We start from the raw sequence: 14,479 nt of genomic DNA, 5'->3' as shown, positions 1-14,479 counted from the left end.
GGGCAGCCTATCCGGGCTGTCGGCTCGGCCTGCCCGCCTGCCGGCAGGTACCAGGGTGTAGGGCGCGACTGAGCTCTTTGTGGCGATCGGACTCCATGCGTCGGTCGATGCGGCCATCATCGTCAGGCCACGGCCAGGCCAGTCGACTACCTGGATTCCAACTCAGGGGTAGGTGCCGTCATAGAACACGCTGCGCAGCAGCTTGCGTTCGGCGGCCAGTCCCGCCGGCCCTTCGAGCACGTCCACTCTGGCGCCGAGGGGGTGGAGCATCTCGGCCTCGGTGGTGGTGTCTCCGATGGCCAAGGGGGTGTTCCCGGAAGACCGCCCGCTCTTCGCCGGTGTCCTCGACATGGCGTGCAACCAGGTCCTGTGGGACTTCCTGGCGGACAGCGACCTCGTCGTCGCCGCCGGATTCGACCCTGTGGAGCTGATCAATCCGTGGGCTCTGGCGGTACCGGTGCTGCATGTGGACACCACAGCCAACGTCGACCAGATCTACCCCAGCGGCTGCGAGCTGGTCGGGGACGTCTCCGCGAGCCTGGACTGGCTCGCGGACGGGTGGCGGGGCGAGCCCCGGTGGAGCGAACGGGACGTCGCGGCGCACCGCGAACGGCTTCGTACGGCGTACTACGCGGGCCGGGTTGCCGGTCGCCTCAACCCCACCGACGTCATCGACGTCGTACGCGCGAGTGCATCCCCGGAAACCGTCGTCACCTGTGACGTCGGCTCGCACAAGCTCCTTGTCGGCCAGGGCTGGCAGGCCGATCGGCCCCGCAGCGTCCTCATGAGCAACGGCCTGTCCGCGATGGGGCTGGGGCTCCCCGGGGCGATCGCCGCGCAGATGACGCTCGGCGAGGTTCCCGTTGTCGCGCTGATCGGTGACGGCGGTTTCGCGATGGCGGCTACCGAGCTCCGGCTGGCCGTCGCGCGTCAACTCCGGCTCGCGGTGGTGGTGTTCGTCGACGGCAGCCTCAACCGCATCGAGCTCAAACAGCGGGCCCTCGGCTATCCGAGTACGGCGACCCGCCTTGACGACATCGATCTGGTCGCGCTCGCGGGCTCGATGGGCTGCGACGGGGTGCGCGTGACGTCGGTGGCCGAGCTGGAGAAGGCCACGGCCGGGCTGGCCGGCCTGACCGGGCCGCTGCTCATCGAGGCGCGCATCGACCCTGCCCAGTACGAAGCCCAGTTCTAGTCGAGCAGGGAGCCGGCATGACTGTCGTCGAGCAACTCGCCGAGTTCGCGGTCGCCCAGCGGGCGACGCCGCTCGCGGAAGAGGTACGGCACGCGGGCGTGCGTGCGGTCGTGGACTGGGTCTCGGCCACGGTGCCGGGCTCTGTCACGCCCGCCGCTCGCGGTCTGACCGAGGCACTCGCCCCAAGTCCCGGTCCTGCCCGGCTCGTTCCTTCGGGGCGGCCTGCCGACGTACGGACCGCGGCGCTGCTCAACGGCACGGCTGCGCATGCCGCGGAGCTCGACGACATCTACCGCGACGCGTTCTACCATCCCGGTGCGCCGACCATCGCTGCGGCGTTCGCGGTCGCCGACCAACTCGACGTCTCCGGCGAGGAGTTCCTCCGCGCCGTGACCATCGGGTACGAGATCGGTGCGCGGATCGCCCTCGCCGTAGGGCCCGCCCACTATCGCCATTGGCACACCACCGGAACGGTGGGCACCTTCGGCGCGGCGGCCGCGGCGGCGGAGCTGCTCCGGCTGGACACCGTCCGGTTCGCGGGCGCGCTGGCACTCGCCGCGACCATGGCCGCCGGCCTCCAGCAGACCTTCCGGTCGCCGTCCACGGGCAAGCCGCTGCACTCGGGGCATGCGGCCGAGGCCGGGGTGGTGGCCGCGCTCGCCGCCGAAAAGGGGCTCGCGGGTGCCCTGGACGTCCTTGAGGGGCCGACCGGTTTCGGCGTCGCCACCGCCGGGGTCGCCGACTTGTCCGTCACCGGCCTGGGCGATCCGTTCTGCGTCACGGCGACGACGGTGAAGTACCACGCCTGCTGCGGGCACACGTTCGCCGCGATCGACGCCGCGCTCGAACTGCGTGCCGACGGCCCCCGGGTGGAGGACATTGCCGGCATCGAGATCGAGACCTACGCGACCGCCACCCGCGTCGCCGGGCGGGTTGACCCTCGCGAGCCCGGCGAGGCCCGGTTCAGCCTGGCCTACACCGTCGCCGCCGCGCTGGTCCTGGGCAGCGTACGGCTGCGCGCCTTCGAACCCGAGGCACTGCGGGATCCGGCGATCCGGGACCTCATGGCCCGCACCACGGCACGGGTCGATCCGGAGCTGGACCTGATGGCCCCCGGGCGCCGGGCCGCCCGCGTACGGGTCACCGACCGGCAGGGCGTCTCGTACGAACGGCTGCGGCTCACCCGCAAGGGAGACCCCGACGACCCCCTGAGCGACCGGGAGTTGCGCGACAAGTTCGACGAGCTGGTACCTCCGGTCGTCGGCCGGTCTCGGGCCGAGGCGATCGCGAGCGCGCTGTGGAAGCTGCCGGCTCTCACCCGGATGAGCGCTCTGGATTGGAGGTGACGTGATGGAACCCGACGCCGGACACTTGCGGAAGGTGATTTAGTCGCCCGGGCCGTCACGACAACACCAGCTCGGTGTCCGAAGCTTGACGGTGCGTCAGGACCAGTTCCACACCTGGTTGGTGCTGCCCGCGCATCCCCAGCTCTGGACTCGCTGACCGTCCTTGCCGGAGGTGGAGGCCTCCGCGTCCATGCAGAAGCCGTCCGGAACGCTGACCAGTGTCCCGCCGTCGCCGAGCCGCCATCTCTGGGAGCTCTGCCCGTCGCAGTTGCCGACCCGGACGGTCTCTTCGTAGCCGCCGGCGTCCAGACAGCGGTGGCTGCCCTGGTTGACGACGATGTACTGGGAGTTCTGGCCAGGCACCCGATACAGACCCCACCGCTGGGTGGCCGTGTCCTTGCATCCCCAGACCTCGGCGTTCAGGCCTCCGGTGCCGACGGCGAGGCATCTCGCGACCGAGACGGCGTTGACGCTCTGGGTCACGGTGAGCGAGCCGAGCCGGAACGGGCCGCGCGGCTGACCGTAGAGAAGCTCCTTGGTCCGTTCGCCGACCCGCCCGTCGACGGCTGCCCCTGCCTCGGTCTGGAAGGCCTTCACCGCGGCGACGGTCTCCTTCCCGAACTGCCCGTCGGCCGTGACGTGCAGGCCGTAGCCGGCGAGGAGGAGCTGCAGTGCGCGCACACAGTCGCCGTTTGCTGCCGAGGCGATCGTGGCGGGGCACGCGTCGGACCGGATGTCCAGTGTCGACGGATCCAGCGTGACCGGCGGGGCCGACGAAAATTCCGTCGCCTGGTCCCCCTTCGAGGGCGCGGGCGCCGCGGGGGAACTGCTCGGCGCCGGGGTCGGCCCTTCGGTCAGGGCCGGGGACGTCTGGGGAATGGGAGCGACCGATGTCCGGCCGTCTGTGCGGTCCTCGTCGTCCTGCAGCAGTGCCACGGTGGCACCTCCGGCGACGAGGAGGGCTGTCATCGCCGCGGCGCCCACTATCACCGTCCTGCGCTTCTTGGATGCGGGGGCGGCAGGGGCGCCGGGCTTGACGGTGTCGTCGGCGGGCGGGGCCGCGAGTGGCGCGGAGGGAAGGACGGCGGGCCGCTGGGCGGGGATGCTCGGGCGCTTCGGGGCGGGGCGCGGTGGGCTCCCGGCCGGTGCGGACAGCTGGTGGCCGATGGCGGTCCTGAAGACCGTCTCCGGTAAGGGGCGCCGCTCGGGATCCTTGTCCAGGCAGGTGCGGATGAACGCCCCGAGGTCCGCATCGACGGCCGCCACCTTGTCGAGGGCTGCCTCCCGGGGCGGTTCGAAGGCCACCCGGTGCAGGACGTCGACGCCCGTACCCTCGCCGAACGGCGCCTCACCCGCGACGGCGTAGGTGAGGGTGGAGGCCAGCGAGAAGACGTCGGAGGCGGCGGTCACCTCTTTGCCCCTGACCTGTTCGGGGGACATGTAGGCGGGGGTTCCCACGTTCTGGCCCGTGACGGTGATCGAGGTGCCGTCGGTGGCCTGGACGACGCCGAAGTCGATGACGCGGGCACCGTCGGCTCCCAGGATCACATTGGACGGCTTGAGGTCGCGGTGGACGAGCCCCGCACGCCAGATGGCCTCGATCGCCCGTCCCACGTCGGCGAGCAGCCGCCATGCCGCCGCCGAGTCGATCGGACCGCGCTCGGTGACTACCTCGGAGAGGGTGGGCCCGGGTATGTACTCGGTGGCGACCCAGACCAGGTCCTCGTCGCAACCGCTTCCCATCAGGCGCACGATGTGCGCCCCCTGGACGCGGCCGAGCGCGCCTACCTCCCGCTCGAAGCGCTTGCGGAACAGCGGGTCTTCTGCGTACTCGGGCCGGATCACCTTGACGGCTGCGATGCCCGCCCCGCCGGTGGTGTCGCGGCCCAGATAGACCCGGCCCATTCCGCCGCTGCCGAGCACCGACTCCAACCGGTAAGGGCCTGCCTGTCTCGGATCGTTCTTCCGCAGCGGGACCACGGGCGGTGGTTCCATGCCGGACGCCGCATAGGCCATCGTTTCGGACCGGTTGCGATGGAGGTCTGGCATGGGGATCCCGGTCTCTAGCGTGGCGCGTGTGCCCGTGAGACTAGCGCAGCACACGTGTGCGAAAGGCGAGTTGACCCGGTTCCGCCGCAAGGGGTTTCTGCAGGGCGCCGCGTTCGGGCCGCGCATGGCCGACAGCGGGTCGCACGGGGTCGCGGCTTCCGGTTCCCTCGGGGGGACGTTGCGCTGGAACGCGCCGTACGACTGGCCGCGCTCCAGGATGGCGATGACCGCTTCGCGGGCGGGGCCCGTACCTCTGCCACGCGCTGCACACCGAGGTCTCGTCGTGCGAGCCCGATCAGCATCCGGTAGCGGTCGCCGACCGGCCGGATCGCCAGGACGAACCTGGCGAGGGCGCGCTCGGGCGGGTCGCTCGGTGTGCCGGCCCCCGCGACCGCCACGCGCAGTGCCTGGGGCGCCTCCTCCGCCACCGCCTACACCCCGGAGAGCCAGGACACCGAGGCCCGTGTGGCGCTGGGCCGAGGCTCCCCCGGATGGCCCACATTTCTCGCGGTGGGCCGAGGGCGATCCGAGAGTGGGCGGAGAGCGCGGCTCTTCGCCCATCGGCGGCTTTTCGCCCACTGGACGACGGCCGACCCTTTACGTCGGGAGCATTCGTGTCCGTCTACCTGTTCCGCCTGGCCCGCTGGGCGTTCCGGCGCCGCCGCCTCGTCCTCGCCCTGTGGGTCCTGGCGGCCGGTACCGCGATCACCCTCTCAGCCGTGGGCGGCGGCAAGACCGACAACACGTTCACCGTTCCGGGAACCGAGTCGCAGCAGGCCACCAACCTGCTCAAGGAGAAGCTGCCTGCCCTGAGCGGTGGCCAGACCCAGATCGTGTTCGCGACCAGTGGGAGCATCAAGGTCACCGACCCGTCCTACAAGGCGGGTATCGAAGCCGCGATCGTCAATCTGAAGAAGGTGCCGCAAGTAGGCCTCGTCACCGACCCCTTCGAGTCGAAGGCGATCTCCGAGAGCGGCAATGTCGCACTCGGGTCGGTGCAGTTCGAGGCGCAGCCGACCGATGTGAAGGAATCGACCCTGGACGCGGTCAAGGCCGCCGTCGTCCCGGCGCGGGACGCCGGTGTGCAGGTCGAGTACTCCGGGAGCGTCTACCCCGGCTGGAACCAGGAGATCTCGGAACTGCCCGAGCTCATCGGCCTGTTGGTCGCCTTCCTGATCCTGACCGTCACCTTCGGCGCCTTCGTGGCGGCCGGGCTGCCGATCCTCACCGCGGTCATCGGCCTTGTCGTCACCTTGATGACCGTGTCCGCGCTGGCGTCCGTCATGACCATCGCCTCGACCTCGACGACCGTGGCGACGATGCTCGGACTGTCCTGCGGCATCGACTACGGACTGTTCATCCTGGCCCGGCACCGCAACAACCTGCTCACCGGCATGAGCATCGATGACTCGGTCGCTCTCGCCGCCGGTACGGCGGGCAGCTCGGTGGTCTTCGCCGCGCTGACCGTGATGATCGCCCTGTGCGGGCTCGCCGTGGTCGGCATCCCCTTCCTGACCGTGATGGGTGTCGCCGCCGCGGGGGCCGTCCTGGTCGCACTGCTGATCGCCCTGACCCTGATGCCCGCCATGCTGGGCTTCGCCGGGAACAAGGTGGCGCGGTTCATCAGCACCCCGCTGCGCCCGGGCCACCACGAGAACGTCGCCCAGATCGCCGCCAACGAACCGGAGCGCACCTTCGGGGCCACCTGGGCGCGGTTCGTGGTTCGCGGCCGAGTACCCCTGCTGATCGGCGGGATCGCCTTCCTCGTGGTGCTCGCCCTGCCCGCCCTCAAGATGGACCTGGGACTGCCCAGCGGATCGTCGAAACCGGAGAGCGACACCTCGCGCAAGGCCTACGACCTGACCACCGCCAACTTCGGAGCGGGCTTCAACGGCCCCCTCCTGGTGGTCGCCGACGGTGTTCCGAACGCCGCCGCGGCGGCCCCGATCACCGACCGGCTCGCCAAGATCCCCGGCGTCGTGGCCGCCGCGCCGATGGCGGTGGACAACGGCGTCGCCGTCATCCGGGTGACCCCGAGCACCGGCCCCAACGACGACGCCACCACCGACCTTGTGAACGGGATCCGGGACGACCGGGACGCGATCGCGGGAGATTCGGGCGCCACGATCCTGGTCGGTGGCACCACCGCCTCCAATATCGACGTGTCCAGCAAACTCTCCTCGGCGCTGCCGGTGTTCCTGATCGTCGTGGTCGGCCTGGCGTTCATTCTGCTGACGTTCGCGTTCCGTACCATCCTCGTGCCGATCAGTTCGATCGTCGGGTTCCTGCTGTCGGTGGCCGCGGCGTTCGGCGCGCAGGTCGCGATGTTCCAATGGGGCTGGGGAGAGCACCTGTTCGGCATCACGCCGAGCCAGACCATCAGCTTCCTGCCGCTCCTGATGCTCGCGATCATCTTCGGACTCTCCAGCGACTACGAGGTGTTCGTCGTCTCCCGCATCAAGGAGGACTTCACCAAGAACGGTCGGGCGGTCAGGGCCGTGGAGCGCGGCACCGGTCTCGCCGCGCGCGTGGTGACAGCCGCCGCGCTGATCATGTTCAGCATCTTCGTGGCCTTCATGTTCACCGACGACCCGACCATCAAGGCCATCGGCTTCAGCTTCGCCGCCGGCGTGTTCCTCGACGCCTTCGTGGTCCGGCTCACCCTGGTGCCCGCCTTCATGGCGATCATCGGCGCGAAGATCTGGTACCACCCGAAGTGGTTCGGCACCTACATCCCCGACCTCGACATCGAGGGCGACCGCCTCCAGCACGAGTTCGCCGCGGGTACCGTCCCGCCCGCGGACGACCCGACCGCCCGGGTCTAGCGACTCGCCGCAACCTCACCCAGCAGGGCCCGGCCGCACAGCGGCCGGGCCCTGCTTCCGTGTGTCCTCCACTGCGTCCCCGCCAACAGCAGTGAGCAACTATCTCTGCACGGACTGTGGACTCAACAACATCACCATGCAAATCTTCAATAACTGAACGCAAAAAGACGATTCTCGCTCTCTTGTGAGTCCTCCGCTTCCCACGTGACGACACCGCTCAAGGGCAGGAGAACCATGACCAGACATCGCTGGAGAGGCCGCCTGCTGGCCGCTCTGCTGACCACCGCACTCGCCCTCATCGGGCTTCCGGCGCTCACCACGACCGCGACGGCGGCCGGAGGCCCCAACCTCGCCGCGGGCAAGACGGCAACCGCGAGCAGCTCCAACTCCGGGTACACGCCCCCCAACATCACGGACGGCAACGCCGTGACGTACTGGGAGAGTTCGGGATCGAGCTTCCCCCAGTGGGCGCAGGCGGACCTCGGCGCCACGGCCCGCATCGACGAGGTGGTACTGAAGCTCCCGGCCTCCTGGGAGAGCCGCAACCAGACGCTCGCCGTGCAGGGCAGTGCCGACGGCACGAGCTTCGACACCATCAAGTCCTCTGCGTCGTACGCCTTCACGCCGAGCGCGGCCAACACGGTGACCATCTCGTTCCCGGCCACCCAGACCCGCTTCGTGCGCGTCAACATCACCGCGAACACCGGCTGGGCAGCCGCACAGCTCTCCGAACTGGAGGTCCACGGCGCGACCGACTCCTCGGGGAACCTGGCCGCGGGCAAGCAGTTCACCGCGAGCAGCTACACGCAGACGTACGTGGCCGCGAACGCGGGCGACGGCAACCGGGCCAGCTACTGGGAGAGCAGCAACAACGCCCTCCCGCAGTGGGTTCAGGTCGACCTCGGTTCGTCCCTGCGCGTCGACCGCGTGACACTGCGGCTGCCGGCCAACTGGGGCGCGCGGACACAGACCCTCAAGCTCCAGGGCAGTACGACCGGTTCGGAGTTCAGCGACCTCACCGCCTCGCAGGCGCTTGCCTTCAACGCGGCGAACGACCAGTCGCAGACCCTGAGCTTCAACGCCACCACCACGCGCTACGTACGGGTCCTCGTCACCGCCAACACGGGGCAACCGGCGGGCCAGCTCTCCGAGTTGGAGGTGTACGGGCCGACCACGGGCGACACCGAAGCACCGACAGCGCCCACTGCACTGGCCTACACCGAACCCGCCACCGGGCAGATCAAGTTGACGTGGCAGGCAGCCACAGACAACGTCGGAGTCACCGGCTACGACATCTACGCCAACGGTGAGCTGCGGACCTCGGTCGACGGTGCCGCCACGACGTACACCGACACCCAGCCCGCCTCGGCGACCGTCGCCTACTACGTCCGTGCCAAGGATGCGGCGGGCAACCAGTCCGCCAACAGCAACACCGTGACCCGCACAGGGGATTCGGGCGACACCCAGGCTCCGACCGCACCCGCCAACCTGGCCTTCACGGAGGCCACCAGCGGGCAGGTCAAGCTGACCTGGACGGCCTCCACGGACAACGTCGGGGTCACCGCCTACGACATCTACGCCAACGGCACCCTGCGGCAGAGCGTCGCCGGCAACGTCACGACGTACACGGACACGCAGCCCGCGTCGGCGACGGTGACGTACTACGTGCGAGCCAAGGACGAGGCGGGCAACCAGTCCGCCAACAGCAACACCGTCACCCGCAACGGCTCCACGACCGACGACGCGAACCTCGCCGTCGGCAAGGCGATCACGGCCTCGTCCTCCGTCTTCACGTTCGTCGCGGAGAACGCCAACGACGACAAGACCAGCACGTACTGGGAGGGCGGTGCGGGCTTCCCGAACAGCCTGACCGTGAAGCTCGGCGCGAACGCCGATGTCAACACCGTTGTCCTGAAGCTGAGTCCGGACGCCGCCTGGGCCACTCGGACCCAGCGGATCCAGGTGCTCGGGCGGGAGCAGAACGCCACCGCGTTCACGAGCCTGGTCGCCGCGAAGGACTACGCCTTCGACCCGGCAAGCGCTAACACGGTGCGGATTCCTGTCACGAGCCGCGTCGCGGACGTCCAGCTGGTGTTCACCGCCAACTCGGGGGCGCCCGCCGGGCAGGTCGCCGAGTTCCAGGTCCTTGGCACTCCCGCCCCGAACCCGGATCTCCAGGTCACCGGTATCACCTCGGCCCCGGCCAGTCCCGTCGAGTCCGACGCCGTGAAGCTGACGGCGACCGTGCGCAACGCGGGCACCGAAGCCTCGGGCGCCACCGACGTCCAGTTCCAGCTGGGCTCCACCAAGGTGGGCACCGCAGCCGTCGGAGCCATCGCGGCAGGCGCGTCGGCGACGGTCACCGCCGACATCGGCGCCCGCGAGGCCGGCACCTACCAGGTCAGCGCGACCGCCGACCCGGACAACAAGGTCATCGAGCAGAACGAGGCCAACAACTCCTACACCAGCCCCACTGCCCTGGTCGTCAGGCCGGTATCCAGCTCCGACCTGGTGGCCTCACCCGTCAGCTGGTCGCCGAGCTCGCCCTCCGAGGGCGACACGGTCACCTTCTCCGTCGCCCTCAAGAACCAGGGCACGGTGGCCACCGCGGCCGGCAGCCACGGCATCACCCTCACCGTGCTCGACGCCTCGGGCGCGACGGTGAAGACCCTCACCGGCGCCCACAGTGGCGCGATCGCGGCGGGCGCGACCGCCGCACCGGTGAACCTGGGCACCTGGACGGCGGGCAACGGCAAGTTCACCGTGAAGACGGTGATCGACCCCGACGCCAACGAACTGGAGGTCAAGCGCGCCAACAACACCAGCAGCCAGTCGCTGTTCGTCGGCCGCGGCGCCAGCATGCCGTTCGACAACTACGAGGCCGAGGACGGCACCGTGGGCGGCGGCGCCCAGACCGTCGGACCCAACCGCACCGTCGGAGACATCGCCGGCGAGGCCTCGGGCCGCAAGGCCGTCACGCTCAACAGCACCGGCAACTACGTGGAATGGACCACCAAGGCCAGCACCAACACCCTGGTGACCCGCTTCTCCCTCCCCGACTCCGCGGGCGGCGGCGGCACCAACTCCACGCTGAACGTCTACGTCAACGGCACCTTCCTCAAGGCCATCGACCTGACGTCCAAGTACGCCTGGCTGTACGGGGCGGAGGCCGGCCCCGGCAACTCGCCGGGCTCGGGCGCGCCACGCCACATCTACGACGAGGCGAACCTGATGCTCGGCCAGACCGTCCCGGCCGGCAGCAAGATCCGGCTCCAGAAGGACGCCGCGAACTCCTCCACGTACGCGATCGACTTCGTGAGCCTGGAGCAGGTTTCGGCGATCCCCAACCCGGACCCGGCGACGTACACCGTGCCGGCCGGCTTCTCGCACCAGGACGTGCAGAACGCGCTCGACAAGGTGCGCATGGACACCACGGGCACGCTCGTCGGTGTGTATCTGCCGGCCGGGGACTACGAGACGTCGAGCAAGTTCCAGGTGTACGGCAAGGCGGTCAAGGTCGTCGGTGCCGGGCCCTGGTTCACGCGTTTCCGGGCGCCGTCCTCGCAGGAGAACACCGACATCGGCTTCCGGGCCGAGGGCACCGCCAAGGGGTCGTCGTTCGCGAACTTTGCGTACTTCGGCAACTACACGTCCCGCATCGACGGTCCGGGCAAGGTGTTCGACTTCTCCAACGTCTCCGACATCACCATCGACAACATCTGGAACGAACACATGGTGTGCCTCTACTGGGGCGCCAACACCGACAACATCACCATCAAGAACTCGCGGATCCGCGACATGTTCGCCGACGGCGTCAACATGACCAACGGCAGCACGGACAACCACGTCGTGAACAACGAGGCGCGGGCCACCGGCGACGACAGCTTCGCGCTGTTCTCCGCGATCGACGCGGGCGGGGCCGACGAGAAGAACAACATCTTCGAGAACCTCACGGCGATCCTGACATGGCGCGCGGCGGGCATCGCCGTCTACGGCGGCTACGACAACACCTTCCGCAACATCCACATCGCCGACATCCTCGTCTACTCCGGCATCACCGTCAGTTCGCTGGACTTCGGCTACCCGATGAACGGCTTCGGCACGGCGCCGACGACCCTGGAGAACATCTCGATCGTCCGCGCGGGCGGTCACTTCTGGGGAGCGCAGACCTTCCCCGGCATCTGGATGTTCTCCGCGTCGAAGGTCTTCCAGGGGATCCGCGTCAACAACGTCGACATCGTCGATCCGACGTACAGCGGCATCATGTTCCAGACCAACTACGTAGGAGGACAGCCCCAGTTCCCGATCAAGGACACCATCCTCACGGACGTGACGATCTCCGGCGCGCACAAGAGCGGCGACGCCTACGACGCCAAGTCCGGGTTCGGCCTGTGGGCCAACGAGATGCCGGAGGCCGGGCAGGGACCGGCTGTCGGTGAAGTCACCTTCCACAACCTGAAGTTGAGCGACAACGCGCTGGACGTGAAGAACACGACGCCAGCGTTCAAGATCAACCTGCTGCCCTAGTACGGCGGCTCGCTGCCCCGGCGCGCACGAGACGCCGGGGCAGCGAGCGCGTTGCTCAGGAACGGGCTGCTCGCGCGGCCTCGAACCGGGCCACCCACTGGGCGGTCCGGTCCACGTACGCCGTCTCGGCGCGTGCGCCCCGCCGTCCGTAGGCACCCTCGTAGGAGAGGTAGTCGAGGGCGCCGGGCGTACGCGCCGTCGCGGGTTCGATCTGCGTGCCCTCGTGCCACTCGTTGAACGAGGTGATGCTCACCCAGTCCGGTGGCGCCTCACCGTGGCCGCTCTCCAGCGCGTACTCCCACTCAAGGTCGTAGGTGCGGCCGTCGGCCCGGTCGAGGGTGGGGGTCGTGTTGCCGGGGACCGCCCGGTCGTCCAGATAGCCCGGGCCGAGGGACGGCGCCCACACCATGCCGCGCTCGGCGCAGAACGCCGCGACCCCGGTCCAGTCGGGACGGTTGGCCGTCGCGATGGCGTCGTACGTGTACACGCCGCCGAAGTCGCCGATGCGGGACAGGTCCCAGGTCTGTGCCATGACGATGGCGATGTCGTCGACCTCGTGCAGCGCCGACCAGTCGACGGAGAGCAGGCTGTAGAAGACGTAGTAGGCGCACCGTCCGCCGTACTCGGCGGCGCGGTGGAAGGCGGGGTGGTCGCCGTAGAGGTCGGTCAGATAGCGGATGTCCGCGACCACGGACGCGGCGTCCCGGCCCTGGTACGGCTCGAGGTGCCAGGCGACCTGGAGCCCTTCGGCGGCTGCCGCGTCCAGGACGACCGGCGCCATCCGGTCCTCGTAACTGCCCTGCCCCCACCAGCTGCTGACCAGTACGCCGGTCCCGGCCCGGCGCAGCCAGCGCATGTGCCGGGCGACCGCCCCGTGCAGGTCGCCGGAGTCGTAGGGGCCGAGCACCGGGTAGTAGTTGGCGCTGATGTTGTCGGGCGGGCTGAGTTCGCCCTGCTGCCAGTGTCGCCACTCGCCGTTGACCCGCGGGGAGCCGTACCACGGGTAGTAGAAGATGTGCGCGTTCGCGGAGACGCCCTTGGGTTTCGCCGCGGCGGGGGTGGCCGCCCCCGCGACGAGTGCGGCGGCGCCGACTGCCGCGCCGCCGGCGAGTAACCCTCTGCGGGACAGGGAGCCGGGGTAACTGGGAATGTTCATCCTGTGCCTCCGGGAACCCCGGCCTTCCGGCCGGGGAGGAATCGGATTGCCCTGCGGAGCAGGGCAGGAGAAGGGGATTCGCTGTCGGGGCGGATCGTCGTTCGCGACCGACGCCTCGCAGATGTTTACAATCTGTCGTGATAGTTTGTGAGTTGTGATCACTCACGTGAAGCGGGCGTTCAAGTACCGCTTCTATCCGACCGATGCGCAGGCGGCAGAGCTCTCGCGCACGTTCGGATGCGTGCGGAAGGTCTACAACCTGGCCCTCCAAGCCCGTACCACCGCGTGGTACCAGCGGCAGGAAAGGGTCAACTACAACGCCACCTCGGCCATGCTCACCGCCTGGAAGAAGACCGGGGAACTCACCTACCTGGCCGAGGTGTCCTCGGTGCCGTTGCAGCAGTGCCTGCGGCACCTGCAGGGCGCGTTCACCAGCTTCTTCGAGGGACGGGCGAAGTACCCGCGGTTCAAGTCGCGGAAGAAATCCCGCCGCTCCGCCGAGTACACCAGCTCGGCATTCCGCTACCGCGACGGCCAGTTGACGCTGGCCAAGATGCGCGAGCCCCTGAACATCGTGTGGTCCCGTCCCCTGCCCGAAGGCGCGGCACCGTCCACGGTGACCGTGTCCCAGGACGCGGCCGGGCGCTGGTTCGTGTCGCTGCTCTGCGACGCCACCATCACCCCGGCACCGGCCACCACAGCGGCGGTCGGGATCGACGCGGGCATCACCTCCCTGGTGACCCTGTCCACCGGAGAGAAGATCACCAACCCCCGGCACGAACGCCGCGACCGGGCCCGCCTGGAGAAGGCCCAGCGGGAGCTGTCCCGCAAGGCCAAGGGCGACGGCGCGAACCGGGCCAAGGCACGCCGGAAGGTGGCCAGGGTCCACGCGCGGATCGCCGACCGGCGCCGGGACTTCCTGCACAAGCTGACCACTCGACTCGTCCGTGAGAACCAAACGGTCGTGATCGAGGACCTCACCGTCCGCAACCTGGTCAAGAACCACACCCTGGCCCGAGCCGTCTCTGATGCGGCCTGGCGTGACCTGCGGACGATGCTGGAGTACAAGTGCGCCTGGTACGGGCGTGAACTCGTCGTGGTCGACCGCTGGTTCCCCAGCTCGAAGCTGTGCGGGGCCTGCGGGACGATCCGGGCCAAGCTGCCGCTGAACGTCCGCGAGTGGACGTGCGAGTGCGGCGCGGTGCATGACCGCGATGTGAACGCGGCAGGCAACATTCTCGCGGCCGGGCTGGCCGTGTCTGCCTGTGGAGGCGGTGTAAGACCTCAACGGGAGTCCTCCCGGACGGGGCAGTCGTCGGTGAAGCAGGAACCCCAGCGGGCGACCGCTGGAATCCCCCGCCTTTAGACGGGGGAGGAAGCC

The 14,479-nt window shown here is 69.3% G+C and carries 8 protein-coding genes; 5 read left to right on the top strand and 3 right to left on the bottom strand.

Translation table 11 applies throughout. The annotated features are described in order from the left end of the window. Positions 1–162 precede the first annotated feature (162 nt). On the bottom strand, positions 163–303 hold the full coding sequence (locus tag OG266_RS05605; RefSeq protein ID WP_371543422.1) for a hypothetical protein: 141 nt from the start codon (positions 301–303) through the stop codon (positions 163–165). Between OG266_RS05605 and OG266_RS05600 the strand changes: the two genes are divergently transcribed. Next, entirely contained in the window at positions 296–1,195 is a 900-nt protein-coding gene (locus tag OG266_RS05600; protein WP_371543420.1) for a thiamine pyrophosphate-dependent enzyme, read from the top strand. The two genes, OG266_RS05605 and OG266_RS05600, sit on opposite strands and share 8 nt — an antisense overlap. A gap of 17 nt (positions 1,196–1,212) precedes the next feature. Then, positions 1,213–2,541 carry an MmgE/PrpD family protein gene (locus tag OG266_RS05595; protein ID WP_371543417.1) on the top strand — a complete coding sequence of 443 codons (1,329 nt, stop codon included), beginning with the start codon at positions 1,213–1,215 and terminating at the stop codon, positions 2,539–2,541. 96 nt (positions 2,542–2,637) lie between these two features. On the opposite strand, the gene OG266_RS05590 is transcribed toward OG266_RS05595, so the two are convergent. Further along, positions 2,638–4,590 carry a protein kinase gene (locus OG266_RS05590; protein WP_371543414.1) on the bottom strand — a complete coding sequence of 651 codons (1,953 nt, stop codon included), beginning with the start codon at positions 4,588–4,590 and terminating at the stop codon, positions 2,638–2,640. Positions 4,591–5,204: 614 nt separating this feature from the next. Between OG266_RS05590 and OG266_RS05585 the strand changes: the two genes are divergently transcribed. Then, on the top strand, positions 5,205–7,415 hold the full coding sequence (locus tag OG266_RS05585; RefSeq protein WP_371543411.1) for an MMPL family transporter: 2,211 nt from the start codon (positions 5,205–5,207) through the stop codon (positions 7,413–7,415). Between the two features lie 234 nt (positions 7,416–7,649). Further along, positions 7,650–11,942, top strand: a complete 4,293-nt coding sequence (locus OG266_RS05580) for a discoidin domain-containing protein (protein ID WP_371543409.1) — start codon at positions 7,650–7,652, stop codon at positions 11,940–11,942. Positions 11,943–11,997: 55 nt separating this feature from the next. Here OG266_RS05580 and OG266_RS05575 read toward each other — a convergent pair whose 3' ends face one another. Next, a complete protein-coding gene (locus tag OG266_RS05575; RefSeq protein ID WP_371543406.1) occupies positions 11,998–13,098 on the bottom strand; it encodes a glycoside hydrolase family 99 protein in 1,101 nt (366 codons plus the stop codon). A 154-nt stretch (positions 13,099–13,252) separates the two neighbouring features. Between OG266_RS05575 and OG266_RS05570 the strand changes: the two genes are divergently transcribed. Next, complete coding sequence (locus OG266_RS05570; RefSeq protein WP_371543404.1) at positions 13,253–14,464, top strand: RNA-guided endonuclease InsQ/TnpB family protein; 1,212 nt, start codon at positions 13,253–13,255, stop codon at positions 14,462–14,464. Positions 14,465–14,479: the final 15 nt, after the last annotated feature.

It is taken from the genome of Streptomyces sp. NBC_00554 (assembly GCF_041431135.1).
Classification (GTDB): Bacteria; Actinomycetota; Actinomycetes; order Streptomycetales; family Streptomycetaceae; genus Streptomyces.
The sequence above is the reverse complement of the archived record's forward strand: the minus strand, read 5'-3'. Positions and strand labels throughout refer to the sequence as shown.